The organism is Nocardia sp. NPDC052316 (assembly GCF_044547795.1).
In the GTDB taxonomy this organism is placed as follows: Bacteria; Actinomycetota; Actinomycetes; order Mycobacteriales; family Mycobacteriaceae; genus Nocardia.
On the sequence record NZ_JBIUBB010000009.1, the window covers coordinates 217,594 to 237,135 of the forward strand.

At 68.5% G+C, this 19,542-nt stretch carries 15 protein-coding genes; 8 read left to right on the forward strand and 7 right to left on the reverse strand.

What is annotated here, in order from left to right; all coding sequences use genetic code 11:
• Positions 1-26: 26 nt before the first annotated feature.
• Positions 27-542, forward strand: a complete 516-nt coding sequence (locus ACIHA7_RS37100) for a hypothetical protein (RefSeq protein ID WP_397296314.1) — start codon at positions 27-29, stop codon at positions 540-542.
• On the opposite strand, the gene ACIHA7_RS37105 is transcribed toward ACIHA7_RS37100, so the two are convergent.
• Genes ACIHA7_RS37105 through ACIHA7_RS37120 form a run of 4 tightly spaced genes read right to left on the reverse strand, consistent with a single transcriptional unit; the run spans position 521 to position 4,965 of the window.
• Complete coding sequence (locus ACIHA7_RS37105; protein WP_397296315.1) at positions 521-1,546, reverse strand: glycoside hydrolase family 172 protein; 1,026 nt, start codon at positions 1,544-1,546, stop codon at positions 521-523. The genes ACIHA7_RS37100 and ACIHA7_RS37105 overlap by 22 nt on opposite strands.
• A complete protein-coding gene (locus ACIHA7_RS37110) occupies positions 1,543-2,010 on the reverse strand; it encodes a thioredoxin family protein (protein ID WP_397296317.1) in 468 nt (155 codons plus the stop codon). The genes ACIHA7_RS37105 and ACIHA7_RS37110 overlap by 4 nt, the downstream gene beginning before the upstream one ends.
• A 58-nt stretch (positions 2,011-2,068) precedes the next feature.
• Positions 2,069-3,553 carry an FGGY-family carbohydrate kinase gene (locus tag ACIHA7_RS37115; protein WP_397296346.1) on the reverse strand — a complete coding sequence of 495 codons (1,485 nt, stop codon included), beginning with the start codon at positions 3,551-3,553 and terminating at the stop codon, positions 2,069-2,071.
• Positions 3,553-4,965, reverse strand: a complete 1,413-nt coding sequence (locus tag ACIHA7_RS37120) for an L-fucose/L-arabinose isomerase family protein (RefSeq protein WP_397296319.1) — start codon at positions 4,963-4,965, stop codon at positions 3,553-3,555. The genes ACIHA7_RS37115 and ACIHA7_RS37120 overlap by 1 nt, the downstream gene beginning before the upstream one ends.
• Positions 4,966-5,103: 138 nt before the next feature.
• Here ACIHA7_RS37120 and ACIHA7_RS37125 point away from each other — a divergent pair, with 138 nt between their 5' ends.
• Positions 5,104-6,078, forward strand: coding sequence for a carbohydrate kinase family protein (locus ACIHA7_RS37125; RefSeq protein WP_397296321.1), 975 nt, complete (start codon positions 5,104-5,106; stop codon positions 6,076-6,078).
• A 45-nt stretch (positions 6,079-6,123) separates the two neighbouring features.
• Entirely contained in the window at positions 6,124-8,268 is a 2,145-nt protein-coding gene (locus tag ACIHA7_RS37130) for a trehalose-6-phosphate synthase (RefSeq protein WP_397296323.1), read from the forward strand.
• A gap of 10 nt (positions 8,269-8,278) precedes the next feature.
• Here the strand turns inward: ACIHA7_RS37130 and ACIHA7_RS37135 are convergent, their stop codons facing one another.
• Positions 8,279-9,187, reverse strand: coding sequence for a glycosyl hydrolase family 32 (locus tag ACIHA7_RS37135; RefSeq protein ID WP_397296325.1), 909 nt, complete (start codon positions 9,185-9,187; stop codon positions 8,279-8,281).
• Positions 9,188-9,237: 50 nt separating this feature from the next.
• On the reverse strand, positions 9,238-10,410 hold the full coding sequence (locus tag ACIHA7_RS37140) for an MFS transporter (protein WP_397296348.1): 1,173 nt from the start codon (positions 10,408-10,410) through the stop codon (positions 9,238-9,240).
• A gap of 211 nt (positions 10,411-10,621) precedes the next feature.
• On the opposite strand from ACIHA7_RS37140, the gene ACIHA7_RS37145 reads away from it, so the two are divergent.
• The gene (locus tag ACIHA7_RS37145) at positions 10,622-11,356 is read left to right on the forward strand and encodes a tyrosine-protein phosphatase (protein ID WP_397296350.1); all 735 of its coding nucleotides are present in this window, start codon (positions 10,622-10,624) and stop codon (positions 11,354-11,356) included.
• Between the two features lie 7 nt (positions 11,357-11,363).
• Here the strand turns inward: ACIHA7_RS37145 and ACIHA7_RS37150 are convergent, their stop codons facing one another.
• Positions 11,364-13,649, reverse strand: coding sequence for an ATP-binding cassette domain-containing protein (locus ACIHA7_RS37150; RefSeq protein ID WP_397296326.1), 2,286 nt, complete (start codon positions 13,647-13,649; stop codon positions 11,364-11,366).
• A gap of 62 nt (positions 13,650-13,711) precedes the next feature.
• On the opposite strand from ACIHA7_RS37150, the gene ACIHA7_RS37155 reads away from it, so the two are divergent.
• From ACIHA7_RS37155 to ACIHA7_RS37170, 4 genes are all read left to right on the forward strand, one after another.
• Positions 13,712-14,695 (forward strand): helix-turn-helix transcriptional regulator, encoded by a 984-nt coding sequence (locus tag ACIHA7_RS37155; RefSeq protein ID WP_397296328.1) that lies wholly within the window; start codon positions 13,712-13,714, stop codon positions 14,693-14,695.
• A gap of 100 nt (positions 14,696-14,795) precedes the next feature.
• Positions 14,796-16,823, forward strand: a complete 2,028-nt coding sequence (locus tag ACIHA7_RS37160; RefSeq protein WP_397296330.1) for a TRAP transporter permease — start codon at positions 14,796-14,798, stop codon at positions 16,821-16,823.
• Positions 16,820-17,815 carry a TAXI family TRAP transporter solute-binding subunit gene (locus tag ACIHA7_RS37165; protein WP_397296332.1) on the forward strand — a complete coding sequence of 332 codons (996 nt, stop codon included), beginning with the start codon at positions 16,820-16,822 and terminating at the stop codon, positions 17,813-17,815. Before ACIHA7_RS37160 ends, ACIHA7_RS37165 begins: the two co-directional genes overlap by 4 nt.
• A gap of 144 nt (positions 17,816-17,959) precedes the next feature.
• On the forward strand, positions 17,960-18,955 hold the full coding sequence (locus tag ACIHA7_RS37170; RefSeq protein WP_397296333.1) for a TAXI family TRAP transporter solute-binding subunit: 996 nt from the start codon (positions 17,960-17,962) through the stop codon (positions 18,953-18,955).
• Positions 18,956-19,542: the final 587 nt, after the last annotated feature.

A 19,542-nucleotide genomic window follows, 5' to 3' on the forward strand; every position in this document is an offset into this window, starting at 1 on the left:
ATGGCGGGATCGGGCACACTGGCTCGGTGACCGACGATCCGGACCGACCTGCCGACGTGCATGTCCGGACCGGCGCCGGAACGCCGGTGCCGGAGCTGACCGACGACGTGCTGACCGAGTTGCTCGACGAGCCCCCCGACCCGGAATGTCCGTTCATCGTGATCAACCGCGGCGAGCACGTCTACATCCAGACCCGCCTGCTCCCCGACGGTGTCTACGAGATCGAGCATCGCGCCGACGGGTCGGACGGGCTGTTCCAGGTCTACACCTCCGACGCCCGTCTGGTACGGGATGTGATGTGGGCGTGGGTGGACGACGACCCCTGGTGGCGTGACGCGGTCGCTTGGTATCGGGTCGATCCGGCCGTCGCCGAGGTGCAGTCGGTGCTGCGCGACTTCGAGGATCTGCTGGGCGGCGTGTCGGTACTGGACGGCATCCAGGCCGCCATGGACGACGCGATGACCCGAGCGGACGAGCTGCTCGCCATGGATTTCGACGAAATTCCTGCGGAGCCCGACGATCAGGGCGACGGCACGGCCTGATACCACCACGCGGTGGTGGCGATCTCCGCATCTTCCAGTGGCAGATAGGTTTCGGAGTCCCGCCAGCCGAGCGCCTGCACGGTGACGCGCAGGTTCTGGTGAAAGCAGATGGGGTCGCGCACATGCCAGCGGTACATGCCGTAGCGCTGATGCGGTTGGTAAATCTCGTCGGCGGGCAGCACCTGCGGCAAGCCGAGGTACTGCGTGCAGTACGGTCGATACGCCCCGTTGATGTCGAAATTCCAGGCGCCGCCGAAGTAGTCCTCGGTGCCGGTGCCGCACAGCGTCGGGAACTCGGTGTCGCCGTCCAGATAGAACTTGAACTCGCCCTCGCCCCACCAGCGCGGGGCGTTGGGTCGAATCGCCTGGTAGGTACCGACATAACGTCCAGGACCGGGCACCGTGTCCAGGACGGTGTGGATGGCGGGGCTGCCCACCGGAGCACTGCGCGACCACCGAGTGTGCAGGTAGCCCGCGTCCGCGGGCACCTCCTCTTCGGTGTAGGTGATCTGGTAGTACACCGGAACCGTTCGGCCGCAGTGGTTTTCCAGCGTGATCCTGGCGTGCCCGCGAAACGGCATGGGCCAGTAGCTGTTCAAGCCACCCGCCGGGGCGACCACGATCATCTCCGAGTCGATCAGGGCCAGTTCGTCCCAGCCGTTGCAGAACAAGTCGCCCAGCGGCGCCTCGATCGCGGGTTCCGTGGCCTCGTCCCAATACATCCGTAGCGTGATCGCCCGCAGGGCGGCGCGGTCGGTGGTCAGCCAGCAGTGGCGGAGCACGCCAGGGCCGGAAATGTCTGCCAGGGTGGCGGTTTCGCCGTCCGCGAGCAAGATCGAGGGCGATATCTTCCAGCCGATTCCGAGCAGCCGCGCCGCGTGCGCGCCGGTGCCGGTGGTCGCGCGGGCGCCGCCGCCGGCAGCGCCCGTCGGATTCTCCGCGCTGATCGACCGCGTGCGCGTGCCGTCCAGCCGCCATAGTTCCGCCGGGCGCTGCGGGGTCATAACCCGGGCCAGCCGTATCGACTCGCGGTGGCCGCCAGCCCTGCCTGCCGCGAGCCCGGCCCGGGTGCGGTCGGAGCGGGTGCGTTGGCCGGGAATTGCGGTGCGTCCATTTGCTGGGCCACTTCGCGGCGGAGCTTCTCCATATCCAGCCACTTGATGTTCTGGACCAGCTCGTCGAGGGCCTCGGGCTCGAGGTAGCCCGACTCGTTGTACACCAGCAGGCCCTCCCGATACGCCATCAGCGTGGGGAAGGCGGTGATCTGCGCCTTGACCTTCATCGCCTCCTCCGCGACGGCGTCCACCATGCCGTGCACGACGTCGGGGTGTCGTTCCGCCGAGGATTCGTAGACCGGGGCGAATCGCGTACACCAGCCGCACCAGTCGGCCCACCAATCGACGAGCACGATGGGGTGGCGGGCGATGACAGCATCGAAATTGTGCGGGGTCAGTGTGACAGTGGGCATGAAATCCTCGTTTGATGTCCGACAGAGCAACCCTGCATCCTCGCACGGTCAGCGAGGATCAGGAAAACACCCCCTCGCGGTGCTGTTCGGCCGCCAGGAAATGCGTAATAGCAGTGCTGCATTCATACAGTTCGCGGTAGTGCCGATAGTACGAATCGTATTCTCCGGTACGTCCAGGATAGGGCTCGACGGTACTGACCACCGGATTCCATTTCGCGGTGTCGACGCCCGCCGCCTCCGCCGCCAGGAGGGCATCGCCGAGGCACGCGCCGATCGTCTCGGCCGGGAGTTGTTGCGGCAGTCCGGTCACGTCGGAGACGATCTGCGTCCACAGCCCGCCCTTGGTGCCGCCGCCGACCGCGACCAGCCGTCCGGCCCCGCCACCGGCCTCGCTCATGGCCGCGAGGTTGTGCCGCACGCCGTAGGCGGTGCCTTCCAGCACCGCCCGGTACAGCTCGGCGCGTCCGTGGCCGAGGGTGAGGCCCGCGACGATGCCGCGGGCGGCCGGATCGAACAGGGGAGTGCGCTCGCCGGCGAAGTAGGGCAGCACCAGCAGTCCCCGGCTGCCCGGCGGTACCCGCGCCGCCTCGGCGACGAGATCGGCGAATTCGCCGCCGACCAGGTTGCGCAGCCAGTCGGTCACCGCGCCCGAGGTGGCCATGCCCGCGGCGAGAGTGTATGTGCCGGGCCAGGTTCCGCAGGTGCCCCACAGGCCGGGGTGCGGGCGTGGATCTTCGAGCACCTGCACCAGGAACATGGTGGTGCCGTACATGATCATCGCGTCGCCCGGCGCGCGCACGCCGACACTGGCGGCCTCGGCCCAGGCGTCGATGGTGCCGGTGCTGACCGGAAGACCCACGGGCAGACCGGTACTCGCCGCCGCCTGCGCCCCGACCCGCCCGACCACCTCGGTCGGCCAGGCGAGTTCGGGCAGGCGCAGGCCGGGCGCCACCTGTTCGGCCCAGTCGCCGGCCCACTCACGGCGGCGCAGGTCGTACAGGGGGACGCACTGGCTCGCCGATTGGTGATCGAGCACGTACCGGCCGGTGAGCCGCTGCACCAGAAAGGAACTCGCCATCAACAGCATGTCGGTCGCCGCGGCCACCTGTGGTTCGTGGCGGGCGAGCCAGCGCAGCTTCGGCCCGACGGCTTGGCTGGTGATCGGTGATCCCGCACGCGCCAGCACGGCTTCGGCGCCGAACTCCGCGGTGAGTTCGGCGATTTCGGTGGTCGCCCTGGTGTCGACGCCGTAGAGGATGGCTGGACGCAGCGGACGGCCGTGCGCGTCGGCAGGCAGCAAGCATGGGCCGATACCCGAGACCGCGAGCCCGTCGAGCGTCGCGCCGTCCGCCGCGGCGACGAGCTCGCCGACGATGGCGACGAAGTCGGCCCACCACACCTGCTCCGCGTCGTGCTCCACCCAGCCGGGCCGTGGTGTGGAAACACCATGCGCTCGTTCGGATCTAGCGAGCACCACGCCGTGTTCGTCGGTCAGCACACCCTTGGAGCTGGCGGTGCCGATGTCGACGCCGAGGAACCGCATCACCGGGTGAACTCGTCGAGGGTGATGCCGAGCAGCTCGCACGCCGCCCGCAGCGCGGCCCGGTGGTCGCCGGGCACCGCGTGAATGTGATTGGCGCCGAAGCGGGACAGGAAATCCTCGGCCCGGGCAGCAAATCGAGCGAACGCGTGCGGCCATTCCCAGGTGGACTGCTTCATCAGCGCTTCGTTGGTCTGGTCGTCGTAGGTTTCGAAGTCGCCGAGCAGCAACTGCATTCGATAGTCGCCGTCCTTACGGGTCAGCCGGGCCAATGTCATGGCGCCCGGCGCGGCGAGGTGATGCACCGAGGCGCCGCCCGCCGGAAAGAAGAACACCTCGGGGTACAGGTGCACCTTGGCGAGGTTCTCCGCGGGGTCCGCGCTGCGGGCCGCGAACCAGGTCGCGTGCTGGCCCGAGTTGCACAGGTCCCAGATGTCGCGGTCGGCGTGATAGTGCCGCACGTCGGCGAAGAGCACCGGGGTGCCTGCGATCTGCTTGAGCAGCTGCATGGTGAGCGCACCGTCCATGTCCGCCTCGGTGGCGCACACGTGTGTCTGCTTCGGCCCGTTCCAGTCGTAGGGGTCGTTGAGGAACGCCTCGGTGATGTCCATCGTGGCGAAGTACTGGGTGAGTTCCGGCTGGCCCTTGATCCCCGAGAAGTCGAGGCGCCGTTCGGCGATCAGCTCACGCACCGCCAGATACGAGCGGATCTGGCGCTCCAGGATGTCCGGCGTCAGCTTCGCGCCGTCGTAATGCACGCCTGCGGCATGGTGTTCCAGCCACTCGCGGGCCGCCTTCGCCTCGCCCGCGTCGGCCAGTTCGGCGCGCCGCACGATCTCCCACTGATCGATCTCCTCGACATCGATGCCGAATACCCGTTGCCACTGATCGGTATTGGCGACCGCGGTGTTCATGCCCATCGGCCTGCCGCCGAACCGCCCGAAGGTACTGCCGCGCAGGCTCGCCACCGCCGCGGCCGCACGGGCCCGCACGCCGATCTCCTCGAGGAGCGCGGGATCGTCCGGGTCGCCCCACAACCGGGTATGGGTGCGCCCGATCTGGTCGAGTGCGCCGCCTGCGGCCAGCATGCCGACCATGCCGGGCTGCACCGGATCGATGTTCGACAACAGCAGCAGCGGGCCGGGCGTCGCGCCCGCCGCGAGCATGGTGAAATGCGGGAAAGCCCAGACGGCGTAGTGGAATACGGTCAGATCGACCTCGGCGGCCGCTACACTGCGCGCCACCGAATTGGCCAGCGCGTTGTCGCTGACGGCTGCCGCGCCGCACACCACCTCATGGCCTGCGCGCGTCAAGGCCGCCACCAAGTGGTCCTCGGTGGTCCTGATGAAGTCCACGATCCCCGCGTGCACGTAGTCGCGACCGTCGGACATGCTGATTACACCGATACGGGCCATGCCGGTCCCTCCGCGCGGGTGGGTGGTCGGATAGACGGTTGCACTCCAGAGATACCAGGGTGCACCCGGCGTTCGCGGCGATTCGCAAAATCGCGCGACCACACCGGTGCATGACGGGCAGATTGCTACCGTCACCGGATGGGAACGGACCCGGCGGGGCGGGCCGACGCCGCGACCTCATCGAACAGCGGGCACCACCGCACCGAGGTGCTCGTTGTCGGCGCCTACTTCGCCGATCTCGTGTTTCACGGCCTGACGCGGCCCGTTCAGCCCGGTACCGAGGTGTTCGCCAGCGGTTTCGCAATACTGCCCGGCGGAGCGTTCACGCCCGCGATGGCGATGCACAGGCTGGGGCACGACGTGGTGTGGTCGACCGACTTCGGCACCGACCTGTTCAGCCAACAGGTTCTGGCGGCGGCCCGCGCGGAGGGCTTGGACGACAGCGGCTTTCGCTTGCACACGGTGCCGGTACGCAGCGTCACCGCGGCGTTGTCGTCCGCCGAGGACCGAGCGATGGTGAGCTATCAGGACCCGGTGGCGCCGTTTCCGCTCGAGCGGCTGCTGCGCGAGCATCGGGCGGAGGTGGTGATCCTGCCGCAACTGCGGTACGGCGCGGCCGTGCACGCCGCCCTCGACGTCGCACATCGGCTCGGGACCCGAGTTTTCATGGACTGCCAGGACGTGCCCTGCACGCTCGACACACCGACGGTGCGTGAGATCCTCGCCGAGGTAGACATTTTCGCGCCGAACGCCGACGAAGCGCTGCGGCTCACCGCCGCGCCGACCCTCGACGCGGCCATCGACATCCTTGCCGGCCTTGTGAATACGCTTGTCGTCAAACGGGGCAGCGGCGGCGCCGTGGCGGTGCGCGACGGTGCGCGGTGCGAGATCGACGCCGTCGCGGTCGAAGTCGTCGACACCACCGCCGCGGGCGACTGTTTCAACGTGGGTTTCCTGCACGCGCACCTGGCCGGCCACGCGCTGCCGGACTGCCTCGCCACCGCCGTGGCCTGCGGTGCGGCCGCGACCACGGCGCTCGGATCCAGCGCCGCACCTGACCTGAGCGAGCTCCCCGGGTGGCTCGCTCGGGTGCCGCGCGCCCGTCAGGTCTGAAGATTCAGCACGGTTTCATGATGCGTTCCTGCTATCGTTGCGTAGATGGCAACCGGCGAGGGTTCCAAATCTGTTGAGCCGGAAGCATGTTCACCCGGCAAACGATACCGCGGGGGCTCCGAGAAGATCCTGGTCACCGATCTCGACGGCACCCTGCTCGGCGGCACCGCCACGGATCGGCTGCGCCTGCGCAACGCACTGACCCGGCATCCCGAGGTGACGGTGGTCTTCGCGACCGGGCGCGGCATCGAGTCGATCCGCACCGTGCTGCGCGATCCGCTTGTCCCGCAGCCACGATGGATCATCGCCGACGTCGGCGCCAGCATCATCGACGGCGCGGACCTCACCCCGGTCGCCGCGCTGCAAACACCGCTGCGCGCGGGCTGGCCAGGCGCCGACCGCGTCCGCGCAGCCCTACGCCGTTTTCCGGGGCTCACCTACCAGCACGGTGTGCCGCAGGACGGTCGCTGCTCGTTCCACCTGCCGCCCGCGGGCCTGACGCCGGATCTGCTCGACGCCGTCCACGCGCTGGGTTGCTCGTGGCAGTACTCGGCCGACACCTACTTCGACGTGCTGCCCGCCCGGGCGAACAAGGGCAATGCGCTCGTCGTCCTCGCCACGCAGCAGGGCTGGTCGATGGACGCGGTGCTGGTCGCGGGCGACTCGGCCAACGACCGCTCGATGTTCGGCCGTGGCGCAAACGGTGTCATCGTCGGCAACGCCGAACGTGGCCTGCTGAGTGCGGTGCCCGCCGCGGACGCGGCGTATCGGCCGGACCTGCCCGGCGCCGCCGGAATCCTGGCCGCCCTGCAGGATCTCGGTTGGATCGAGCCCGACTACCCGCTGGTGGTCGGCTACCACCGCGCGCCGATCGCCTGGACCCCCGACGGCTGGCGCGGCACCGCGAGCCCCAACGGCATCCTGCCGACCCTGCACAGGGTGTTCACCGGAGACCTGCGGGCGGTGTGGGCGGCAGGCGTCGTCATCGAGCCCAACCACCGCGCCGCGCACCTCGGCGATCACGGCACCGGCCTGCCGCTGGCCTTTCTGCCGCTCACCTCGGCCGAATGGAGTGGCTACTTCCACCGCGCCTGCAAGGAAGCGCTGTGGCCGGTCCTGATGTCGCAACCGCACCGCGCGCGTTTCGATCCCGCCGCCTGGGCCGACTATCGCGCGGTGAACCGGCGCTTCGCCGACCACATCAGCATGCACGCCGCACCGGGCGCGACCGTGTGGTTGCACGACTACAACCTGTGGCTCGTGCCGGGCCGACTACGCGAGACGCGACCGGACCTGCGGCTCGGCCTGTTTCACCACACGCCGTTTCCCGAACCGAGTGTCTTTGCCGCGCTGCCGCACGCTGCCGAGCTCCGCGGCTCCCTAGGTGCACTGGACTGGGCGGGCTTCCACTCCGAGGTCTTCGCCGAACGCTTCCTCCGGTCGCTGACCGACCGCGCCCGACGGCCGGTGGTCGGCGTGCACCCCCTCGGCATCGACCGCGCCGCGACTGAGCAGCTGGCCCGCGGCCGCCCACTCGGCCGCAAACACGCTGGACACGTGGTCCTTTCGGTCGAACGGCTGGACTACATCAAAGCGCCGGTACAGAAGGTCGACGCGATCGCCGAGCTGCTGGCCCACCATCCGGAACTGCGCGGCGCACTGCGGTTCCGGCTCGTCTGCCCGCCACCGGAGCCCGGCCTCACCGCCTACGACGCGACGAGGCAGCTGCTCGAGCGCCGTATCGATGAAGTCAATCGCGCCTGGGCAAGCGGCGGCTGGCAACCCGTCGAATACTTCCCGGAATTCCTGAGCTTTCCCGAGGTTGTCGACCACTATCTGGCCGCGGACGTGTTCTGGGTGACCTCGCTGCAGGACGGCATGAACCTGACGGCCAAGGAATTCATCGCGGCGCAGGCGGCCGTCGGTGGTCGCGGTGTGCTGGTGCTCTCGCGGCACACCGGTGCCGCCACGCAGTTGGCGGCCGGAGCCTTGCTCACCGAACCGAATTCGCCGTCCGATCTGGTCGGCACGCTGCTGCGTGCGCTCGATCTGCCGACCGCGCAGCGAAAGGAGCGGCTGACTTGCCTGAGTGAGCTACTCGGGCAGCACAATCCGGTCGAATGGGCCGCCGAGATCATCGCCGCCATCCAGCACGCTCGGCGGACAGCGTCCACCGGCCGGGCCGCCTGAGCCGAATCGGTTATCTCGGCACGGCATTCACCGCGTGCGGGTCGCGTGGCTGCGGGAAACCGAGCCGAGCGAGGTGGACGCCGCCCTGTCCCCACCCCGCGCTGGTCACCCACCAGCGGAGGTCGTCGTGCACCACTTCGGCCGCGTGCGCGGCGATATGGCCGATCTTGTCGCCGATGCGGAAGCGAAAAGGGCTGTCGCTGCGGAATACATCGGTACCGACGTAGCGCGGGCGCGGACCGATGAACAGGTACCACCAGCCGTTGTGCTGGACGACGAAGGGGGACTCGGTATTTCCCGCCTCGGTGCCCTTGGTCGGGTCGGTGTAGGCGATATGCCGTTCGCCCCAATGCACGAGATCGGTGCTGGTGCGGTACGCGACCACGTGATGACCGCCCGCGGGTTTGCTGGTCGCGCAGTAATAAATCACCCACTGGTCACCGACCCGGGCCACCATCGGGTCCCGCGCGTCGTAACCGTCCCGGAACAGCGGGCCGGAACGCCTACGCGCCCAATGGAACAGGTCGGTCGAGGTGGCCAGATTGATCGCGGCGGCGGTTCGATCCGTGCCGCCGCCCGCATAGAACATGTAGTACCGCCGATGCGCCGCGAGGACGAACGGCGCCCACAGATGAGTCTCCCCGTAGTCCGGGTCGACGCACAGTGCGGACGGCTGCTTGGTCCACGGCCCGAACAGCTCGTCCGCGGTGGCATGCGCGAACTCCGTTTCGTCGAACGGATTCGCAGGCTCCGCATGCGTGATGCCGAACAGATGCCACCGCCCGCCCGCGGCCCGAACGATGGTGTGATCGTTGATGTACCACGGCTCTGACTCACCGAGACCGGGATCGTAGATCCGGGTGAAGGCGCCCGCACGCACCACCTCGCGTATCGCCATGCCCACCATCATCCCCGTCATGGTCGCGACGATGTGTCGATCACTCGCACCGATGCGGTTCGGGTATCGGTTCAGCGCCGGGCGCGCAGCGCACCCGCGCCCGCCCCGGCCGCCAGGACGAACAGCACCGGAATCGCGAGACCGACGGTGAGACCGTGGCTTTGGGCGACGTAGCCGATCAGCACGGGGCCGGTGAAGAAGCCGAGATAGCCGACGAACGACACGTTGGCGATGGCGCGGGCGGGTGCGACACCGGCCACGGTGCCGCTCGCGGCGAAGGCCAGCGGCAGCGTGCACGAGATGCCGAGGCCGAACACCGCCAGCCCGATCAGTGCCGCGGTGGTGTCCCCGATCAGCAGCGCCGTGCCGAGGCCGAGTCCGGCCGTGATGGCGCCGATCAGGAACGGCCGCACCGGACCGGACCAGGCGACGAGCCGATCGCCGAGCAGGCGGCCGACGCACATCGATCCGGCGAACAGCGCGAAGCCGAGGGCCGCGACCGTGGTACTGGCGTGCGTCTCGTCGCGCAGGTAGACGGCGGTCCAATCGTTGGCCGCGCCTTCGGCCAACGCCACGCAGAACGCCAGCACACCGAGGACGATCAGCCTGGTCGGCCAACGCCGTACGCCGCCACCGGCGATCTCCGCGCCACGCACGGTGCGATCGGTGGCCGACGGCAACATCCCGCGCGCGCCGAGCACGGCCGCGGCGGCGACCAGCACGCTGACACCGAGGAAGTGGCCGGCCAGCGCCACCTGCGCCCGCTCGACCGCCGCACCGATCAGCGAACCGCCGATCATTCCCAGGCTGTGGCAGGCGTGGATGCCGGACAGCAGCGGCCGCCCACTGGCCTTCTCCACGGCCACCCCGTGCGCGTTCATCGCGACGTCCACCACGCTGTTGAGCACCGCGAACACCAGCAGCGCCGCCGTCAGCCCGGCCAGGTTCCCGGCCACCAGCAGTCCGGACAGCGACAGCGCGAACGGCGGCACCGCGAGGCGCAGCGTGGCGCGGCTACCGAAGCGCAGCGTGACGAACTTGCCGAGTTGCAGGCCGAGTACGGCCCCGATGTTCAAGCCCGCGAACGCTGTTGCCAGCCCGGCCTCGTCGAGCCCGAGCTCGTCCTTGATGGTCGGTGTGCGCGCGACCCAGGTGGCGAACAGCGACCCGGTGAGAAAGAAGGTCAACCGAACCGACCACAGCGCCGACCGTACATCGGTGGTGGATGGGCCCGAAGTCAGCATCGACACCGGCGCGTGCTCCTCTCGATAGACCCGCGCGCGATCGACACGGGGTCACGAAGCGGCCAGCGAAGCACGAAAGCCATCGCCCGGCAACATCTTTACGCTGTGCGCGCCGACGCCTCGGCCTAGACTGGTGTTGCGGGCCGTGCGAGCGTTGATCCCGGCCTGCGGAGAGTCGGATATGGACAGCGACCGCACCGCGCGCCGGTGGATGAAATTCGCCGAAATCGACAATGCGCGCGATCTCGGGGGTCTGCCCGTGCGGGGCGGCGGCGCAACTCGTTTCGGTGTTGTCTATCGATCCAGCACACTGCAGCAGTTGTCCGAAGCGGACCTGGCCTACCTGCTCGGGCCGGTGGGTTTGCGGACCGTCGTGGACCTGCGGACGCCACTGGAGGCGACACGGGAGGGGTACGGCCTGCTCGCCGAAAGCGCCGTGCGGCTGGTCAATCTGCCGGTGTGCAAGGCGGCGAGTACGGCGCCGCCCAGCGAATTGGTGCCGGACGCACAGCGGTTCGATCTGCGGCAGCTCTACCACGAACTGCTCTCCGGCAGCGCCGTTTCCGTGGTGTCGGCCGCGCGATTGATCGGCGATGCGCGTCGGCATTCGGTCGTCTTCCATTGCGCCGCAGGCAAAGACCGCACCGGCATCCTGGCCGCCGTGTTGCTCGACGCCGTCGGCGTGCACGCCGAGGCGATCGTCGCGGACTATGCGCTCACCGCGGAACGCATCGTCGGTATCCGCGCACGTCTCGACGCCATGGCTTCCTACCGAGGTCTCCCGCCGGTGCGGACCGGGATCCTCGACGTCGACCCGGCCCCGATGCGCCGTTTCCTGCGCGACCTGCACGCCGACCACGGTGGTGCGGCCCGCTGGTTGCGGGCCAACGGCCTGACCGACCTCGAACTGGCCGCCCTGCGCCGCGCGATGCTCGAGCAGTCCTGAATGGCGCCTATGCGGCTTCGGCCAGGCTTCGCCGCAGGTAGTCGGCGGTGATCGAGTTCTCGGCGGCGAGCAGCGCGGCGGGCGGGCCGGTGAACACGATCTCCCCACCGTGCTTGCCGCCGTCCGGACCGAGATCGATGACCCAGTCCGCGCGTTTGACCACATCCAGATCGTGCTCGATGACGATCACCGTATTGCCCGCGTCCACCAGCCGGTCGAGCAGTCCGAGCAGTGTGTCGACGTCGGCCATGTGCAGGCCGGTGGTCGGCTCGTCGAGGACGTAGATGCCGCCGCTGCGGTGCAGGTGGTCGGCCAGTTTGATGCGCTGGCGTTCCCCGCCCGACAGCGAACTGAGCGAACGGCCCAGGGTGAGATAGCCGAGGCCGACCTCGTTGAGCGAACGCAGCGGCTTACGAATCTTGCTGTCGGCGTGCCCGTTCCAGAAGTCGAGGGCCTGTTCGGCGGTCATGTCGAGCACGTCGGCCACCGACGCGCCGCGCACCGTGTATCGGAGCACCTCGGGCCGGAAGCGCCTGCCGTGGCAGACCTGGCACACGGTGGTGATCGGATCCATGTACGCCAGATCGGTGAAAATGACGCCCGCGCCGCCGCATTCGGCGCACGCACCGTCGGAGTTGAAGCTGAACAGGCCCGGCTTCACGCCGTGCTCCCTGGCGAAGAGCTGCCGCAGCGGATCCATGATGCCGATGTAGGTGGCTGGGCTGGAGCGCCGGGACGCGTGAATCGCCGACTGGTTCACCGCGATCGCGTCGGGGTGCGCGGCGAGGAACGCGCCGGAGACCAGCGTGCTCTTGCCCGAGCCCGCGACACCGGTGACCGCGGTGAGCACACCGGTCGGGAACCGCGCGGTGACGTTCTTCAAGTTGTGCAACGCGACGTCGGTGACGCTCAGCCATCCGGTCGGCGCGCGAGTCTCGTCCTTGATCGGCTGCATCCGGCGCAGCCGCTCACCGGTCGAAGTGCCCGAGGCACGGAGCTTTTCGACCGTGCCCTGGAACATGATCTGCCCGCCGTGCCCACCCGCACCGGGCCCCATGTCCACCACATGGTCGGCGACCGCGATGACGTCGGGGGAGTGCTCGACCACCAGCACCGTATTACCCTTGTCGCGCAACTGGATCAGCAGGTTGTTCAACCGGCCGACGTCACGCGGGTGCATGCCGACGCTCGGCTCGTCGAAGATATAGGTCATGCCGGTGAGGCTGGAACCGAGGTGCCGGACGACTTTGAGCCGCTGCGCTTCACCGCCGGACAGCGACGAGGTCTCCCGGTCCAGCGACAGGTAGCCCAAACCCACCTCCTCGATCCGGCGCAGCCGGGCAATCGCGGCCTCGGCGATCGGCCGGGCGATCGGGTCGCCGATGGCGCCGAGTACCTCGATCAGGTCCGTCACCTCCAGCCTGCCGTAGTCGGCGATGCCGAGTCCGTCGATCCGGCTGGCCAGCGCGGCCGCGTTGAGCCGCGCACCGCCGCAGGCCGGGCAGATCTCCTCGGTGACCACTTCGCGCGCGGCGGCCCGGTTCTTGTCCGACAGCGCGTCGAGATCCCGCTTGATGTAGAGGCGATCGAACCGTTCGAGCAGGCCCTCATAAGCGTTGCTGCCCATGCTCCCGGTCTTGTTCGGGCGCGGTACCCGAAAACCGTTGCCGCGCAGAAATAGCTGCCACTCTTCGGCGGTGTAGTCGCGCAACGGCTTGTCCGGATCGAAAAGCCCCGACTCGGCGTACAACTGCCACTGAAAGGTGCCGATGGCGAACGGCTGGAAGGTGATCGCTCCTTCGTTGAGCGACTTGTCGGTGTCGAGCAGCTTGTCCAGGTCCGGCCGCACCACGTGGCCGAGCCCGCCGCACTCCTGGCACATGCCGAGCGGGTCGTTGAACGAATAACTGGTCGCCTCACCGGCACTCGGCACGCTGTGCCGGGAGAACAACACCCGGATGATCGACTGGATATCGGTCATGGTGCCGACGGTGGAGCGGGAGTTGCCGCCGATCGGCCGCTGGTCGACCACCACGGCGGGCGCCAGATTATCGATCGCGTCGGCCTCCGGACGCTCGTATTTCGGTAGCCGGTTGCGGATGAACCAGGTGTAGGTCTCGTTGAGCTGGCGCTGCGACTCGACCGCCACGGTGCCGAACACGATCGATGATTTGCCGGACCCGGACACGCCGGTGAAGACGACGATCTTGCCCTTCGGGATCTCCAGCGAGATGTTGCGCAGGTTGTTCTCGCGGGCTCCGACGATCTGGATGGTGTCTCGCTCTGCATTCACAATCGCCACGGTAGGCCGCAATGAGGTCAGGATCGGTCCTCTTTGCGCGCCATACTGAAACAGTGACCGAGACCGCCGCGCGATTGCTGCAATTGCTGTCGCTTTTACAGACCCGCCGCGAATGGACCGGCCCTGAGCTGGCCGAACGCCTCGGCGTGACCGTGCGCACGGTGCGTCGCGATATCGAGCGACTGCGTGCACTGGAGTATCCCGTGCACGCGGGCCTCGGTGCGGTCGGCGGTTATCGCTTGGAAGCGGGGACCGCCCTGCCGCCGCTGCTGCTCGACGACGAGGAGGCCGTGGCGATCACGCTCGGCCTGCGCAGCGCCGCACAGGGCTCGGTCGCAGGCATCGAGGAGTCGGCCGCCCGTGCCCTGGTCAAACTCCAGCAGGTGCTGCCGTCCCGGCTGCGCGGCCGGGTGGACGCCGTCGACTCGGCGACCGTCTCGCTGGGCGGCCCGGCCACCGGGCCACGCGTCGACCCGCAGACCCTGGTCGTGCTGGCCGCCGCGGCCAGGGACGGCGAGCGAATCCGCTTTCGCTACCGCGACAAGGGGGACGCGGAGAGCAGGCGACTCGCCGAGCCGCACAGCCTCGTCGCCGCGGGCCGCCGCTGGTATCTGGTCGCCTGGGACGTCGACCGCGCCGATTGGCGGACCTTCCGCGTCGACCGGATCGAGGCGCCCTTTCCGACCGGAGTGCGCTGCGCGCCAAGGGAATTACCCGCCGCCGATGCCGCCGCCTTCGTCACCGCTCAGCTCGCCCACTCCCGCCCGGCGCGCAGGGTGGTCATCCTGGTGCACGCCTCGGCCGAGCACTTGGCCGAGATATTCCGCGTGCGCCCCGAGGAGGTCGAGCCGATCGACGAGCGCAGCTGCCTGATCCGCACCGGCGCCGACTCACTGGAGTGGACCGCCCTGCGGATCGCCCACCTCGGCGTGGAGTTCGAGGTGCGGGAACCGCCGCAGATGCGAGCCATGCTGCGCGAGCTCGGCGCCAAACTCCTTCGGGCGGCGGGAGATCCGCAGGCTGCCGAGGCTAGGTAACGCCCGCCGGTTGCTCGGGGCGGCCCAAAACTGAAAGGCGACCGGTACCCCTGTTTTCAATACCCGTATACAACCGGGCGTGCGTTGCTATCGTTCCGCCATGTCGAACACGGCGGGCGAGCGTTTGGATGCCGAGGCGCCCGTGGAAGATCGGCCCTCCTTGCTGGAGGTCGATGATGAGGAGAAGCCCGCCCGGGTACTGACCGGCTGGGCCGAGCGGATAGTCGCGGCGACGTCGTTCGTTGTCGCGATGTTGGTGGTGTGGCAGGTATTTCGGCCGTTGCCCCAGGGCAGCCAGTACTACCTTGTGATGTTCCTGGCGGCGACCTTGCCGATGGTGTTCCTGGCGTACCGGTCCGGCGTGCGGTTCCTCGATCGGGCCGACGGGCCAGGCGTCTTCGATTGGCTGCTCGCCGTCGTCGCCGTGCTGGTGTGCCTGTATCCGGTGCTGCCGTTCCCGATCGGCTCCGGCGGCGGCGGGTACAACGACTTCCTGGATCGGCAGGGACTGCTGGACCCGGTCGACGTCGGCATGGGCGCGCTGCTGCTGATCCTCGTGCTGGAGGCGTGCAGGCGCACCACGGGGTGGGTGCTCGTCGCGGTCTGCCTGGTGTTCGTCGCCTACGGGTATTACGGCGGGTTCCTCCCGCAGGACTGGACAATCGCGCACGCGGGCTTGGACTTCGGGCAGATCATCGACGCGCTGTTCAACTCCGGCAGCGGGTTCTACGGCACGCCACTGGATGTCGCGGCCACCTACATCGTGCTGTTCACGCTGTACGGTGCCGTCCTCGAATTCTCCGGTGCGGCACAGTTTTTCGTCGACCTCTCGGTAGCCGCGTTCCGGCGCTCGCGCGGCGCCGCCGGACGGACCGCCGTCGCCTCGGGCTTCCTGCTCGGCACGGTGTCGGGCTCCGGCACCGCGACGGCCGTGACGGTCGGTGCGGTCACCTGGCCGATCCTGAAGCGGGCAGGCTATCCGCCGGAGCAGGCGGGCGGCATGCTCGCGGCCGCCGGTGTCGGCGCGATCCTTTCGCCGCCCACCCTGGGGGTCGCGGCGTTCATCGTCGCGGAGTACCTGGAGGTCTCCTACGTCACCGTGCTCGGCTGGGCACTGATCCCGACCGTGCTCTACTACCTCGGCATCCTGCTGGCCGTGGAGATCGACGCGCGCCGCTTGGGCACCAAACCGGTGGAGACGGACGGTGTTTCGGCCTGGCGGTTGCTGCTGCGCTTCGGCTACCACTTCCTGTCGCTCATCGCGATCGTCGTGCTGCTGCTGATCGACGTGAGCGCCACCCGGGCCGTCGTCTACGCGACAGTGCTGGCCTTCGTCCTATCGTTCCTCGACCCGCGGACCCGCGTTTCGGCGCGCTCGCCGCGGCGCGTGTTCTACGCGGTCGGCAGCGGTGTGCGCGCCGCCCTGCCGGTGGTCGCGGTGTGTGCCTCGGCGGGCGTGATCACCGCGATGACGACCAAGACGGGTCTCGGCGCGCAGCTGGCCGCCCTGCTGGTCCGGGCGGCGAAAGCGTTGTCCGACAACCACACCGTGGTGCTGGCCTGCACCGTCGTGCTCGCCGCCATCGCGTTGGCGCTGCTCGGCCTCGCGGTGCCGGTGACCGCGTCGTTCATCATCGGCTGGGCGATCATCGGACCCGCGCTGCTCGCGCTCGACGTGCCACCGCCCGCGGCCGCCATGTTCGTCTTCTACTACTCGGTGCTGTCGGAGGTGACGCCGCCGACGGCGCTGGCCGCGGTGGGCGCGGCCGCGGTCACCGGCGCGCGCACCGTGCCGACCATGTGGCAGGCGCTGAAATACGCGCTGCCCGCGTTCCTGGTGCCGGTCGTGTTCGTGCTTACCGAGCCGGGCGAGTACCTACTCGGCCGCGGCCCGTTGCTCGGCATCCTGTGGGCGACGGCCGTCGCCTGCCTCGGCGTCGCGGGCCTCGCGGTCGCCACCGGCGGCTGGATCCTCGGCGTCGGCCCCGCCCGGCCGATCGCCAGGGCACTGGCCGGCGTCGGCGGTCTGCTGCTGCTGTACCTGGAGACCGGCGCGCTCATCGCCGGACTGGTCGCGCTGTCCGCGGCCATCGGGATCACTCTGCTCACTCGAAGGAGGACGACATGAGAAGAGTCGCCATAGTTTTCGCCGTCGCCGCGGTAGCGGCCGGTCTGCTCACCGGATGCGGTGGCAGGCGGGACGCACCGCAGCACGACGCCGGGGGCACGATCACCTGCGAGGTGCAGCAGGAGACCAGGGTCGGCATCGCGACCGGCAACGCGACCGGCGTGTACTTCGCGCTGGGCAACGCCTACGCCGATCAGGTCGCGCAGGCGACCAACGGCAAGGTGAAGGCGACCGCCTCGGAGACAGGCGCGTCGGTACAGAACATCCAGCAGCTGGTCGCGGGCAACTATCAGGTGGCGTTCTCGCTCGCCGACACCGCCGCGGACGCCGTACTCGGCACGGGCAGTTTCGACGGCAAGAAGCAACCGGTGCAGGCGCTCACCCGCCTCTACCCGAACTACACCCAGGTGGTGGTTCGCGCCGACGCGGGCATCAACTCCGTCGCCGACCTGCGTGGCAAGCGCGTGTCCACCGGCTCGCCCAAGTCCGGCACCGAGGTGATCGCCCAGCGCGTGCTGCAAGCCGCGGGCCTCAACCCCGACAGCGACGTCTCCGCTCAGCGCCTGGATCTCACCAAAACCGTGGACGGTATGAAGGACGGCTCCATCGACGCCATGTTCTTCTCCGGTGGACTGCCGACCCCAGGCATCACCGACCTGTTCACCTCCTCGCGGGACAAGGTCCGCTTCCTCGACCTCACCGCTCAGCTCGACGCGATGCGCAAGGTGAGCCCCGTGTACGAGGCGGGCACGATCCCCGCCGCCACCTATGGCCTGCCCGCCGACGCCAAAACCATCGTCGTCCCGAACGTGCTGCTGGTCCGCGACGACCTCGACGCCGACCTGGCCTGCGTCCTCACCAAGGCGCTGTTCGACCGCAAGGCGCAACTGGAGCAGGCCAACTCCGCGGCCAAGGGCATCACCCGCGACACCGCGCGCAACACCGATCCGGTCCCGCTGCACCGCGGCGCCGACCACGCACTGACCAAGTAGGAACCCGACCACCTCGCGAAGGCGGCCGGCTCGAGTCCGTGGCGAGCCGGCCGCCGGTGGTGGTCGACGATGCGGAGCACACGGTGCAGGTGCGGTGTGCGTTCGCGGCCGCTGTGGTCGCGGACGCACGCCAGGGAGGATGAGATGAGGAAAGTGGCGATCGTTGTCGCCGTGGTGTCGGTGTCGGCCGGGTTCGTCACCGGATGTACGAAGAGCCAGCAGGGCACGCCCACCGACTCGGGAGCTCCGGTCACCTGCACGGTGCGCGAGGAGACCGAGCTCGGCATCGCCACCGGCAACGCGACCGGTGTGTACTCGGCGCTGGGTAATGCCTACGCGGACCAGATCACGCTGGCCACCGGCGGCAAGGTGACGGCGACGGCCGCGGAGACGATGGCGTCGGTGCAGAACATTCAGCAGTTGGTGGCGGGGAAGTACCAGGTGGCGTTCGCGCAGACCGATACCGCCGCCGACGCGGTGCTCGGCATCGGCACCTTCGACGGGGCGAAGCAGCCGGTGCAGGCCTTGGCGCGGCTCTATCCGAGCTACGCGGCGGTGGTCGTGCGTGCCGACTCCGGCATCACCGCTGTCTCCGAGCTGCGCGGCAAGCGGGTATCGACCGGCTCACCGAAATCCGGTACCGAGATGCTGGCGCGCAGGCAGCTGCGCGCGGCCGGGTTGAACCCGGACAGCGACATCGCGGTGCACCGCCTGGATCTCACGAAGGCTGTCGCCGGGATGAAGGACGGGTCGCTCGATGCGCTGTTCTTCACCGGGGGCCTGCCGACGCCGGGCCTGGTCGAGTTGTTCAGCTCGGGCGGGGACAGGTTCCGCTTCCTCGATACCTCCGATCTGCTGACCGGGATGCGCATCCTGAGTCCGGTGTACGAGCTGGGTGCGATTCCCGCGTCCGTTTACGGACTGCCGGAAGACGTGCCGTCCATCGTCGTGCCCAATGTGCTGTTGGTGCGGGACAACCTGGATGCCGACGTGGCCTGTGTGCTCACCAAGGCGCTGTTCGATCGTAAGGCTCAGTTGGAGCAGGCGAACTCCGCGGCCAAGGGGATCATCCGGGACCACGCGCGCGAGACGAACCCCGTGCCACTGCACCGCGGGGCAGCGCATGCATTGACCAACTGACGGGGGTGCGGGAGAGGCCGGCGGGCCTCGATCGGATGAAGTTGCGGTGGTCTGAGTCACATTCGTGTGATTCGGGCCGATCCCCGGCTGATGTCAGGGGTCTTGACCTGCGAATTCTCGGGCTGCGCAGGCGATTTGACGTGGCGTTCTCCGCCGCGTAACTTTATCCAAGTCAGAGCGACACGGACACCGACCCGGAGCCGAGAAGCACAGCGGAGACGCTGAGCGGATGGACCGGGAAACGAGGTAGGACGAGGAGCGCCTGACGCTCACACTAGCTCGACCGGTACCCCGATTTCACGTCGGGTTCATGGCTGAGCTAAGCTTGATAAGTTGCCTCACCGATCGACCGGGCCAGCCCCGCGAGATGGTGTGTGCGTGTGTTCTTTGAGAACTCAATAGTGTGTCGATGAATGTCAGTGCCAATTATTTAATTGGTTCCGGCTTCTCATACCCCCCGGTTGAGAGGTTGGACATTTAGTCAGCAAATTCTTTTGCTGGCGTTTTGTTTTGCTAGGTTTTCGGACTCTAGTTATTCTTCTGATTGACCTCTTCGGAGGTTGGTTGAGAGTCTTCAACGGAGAGTT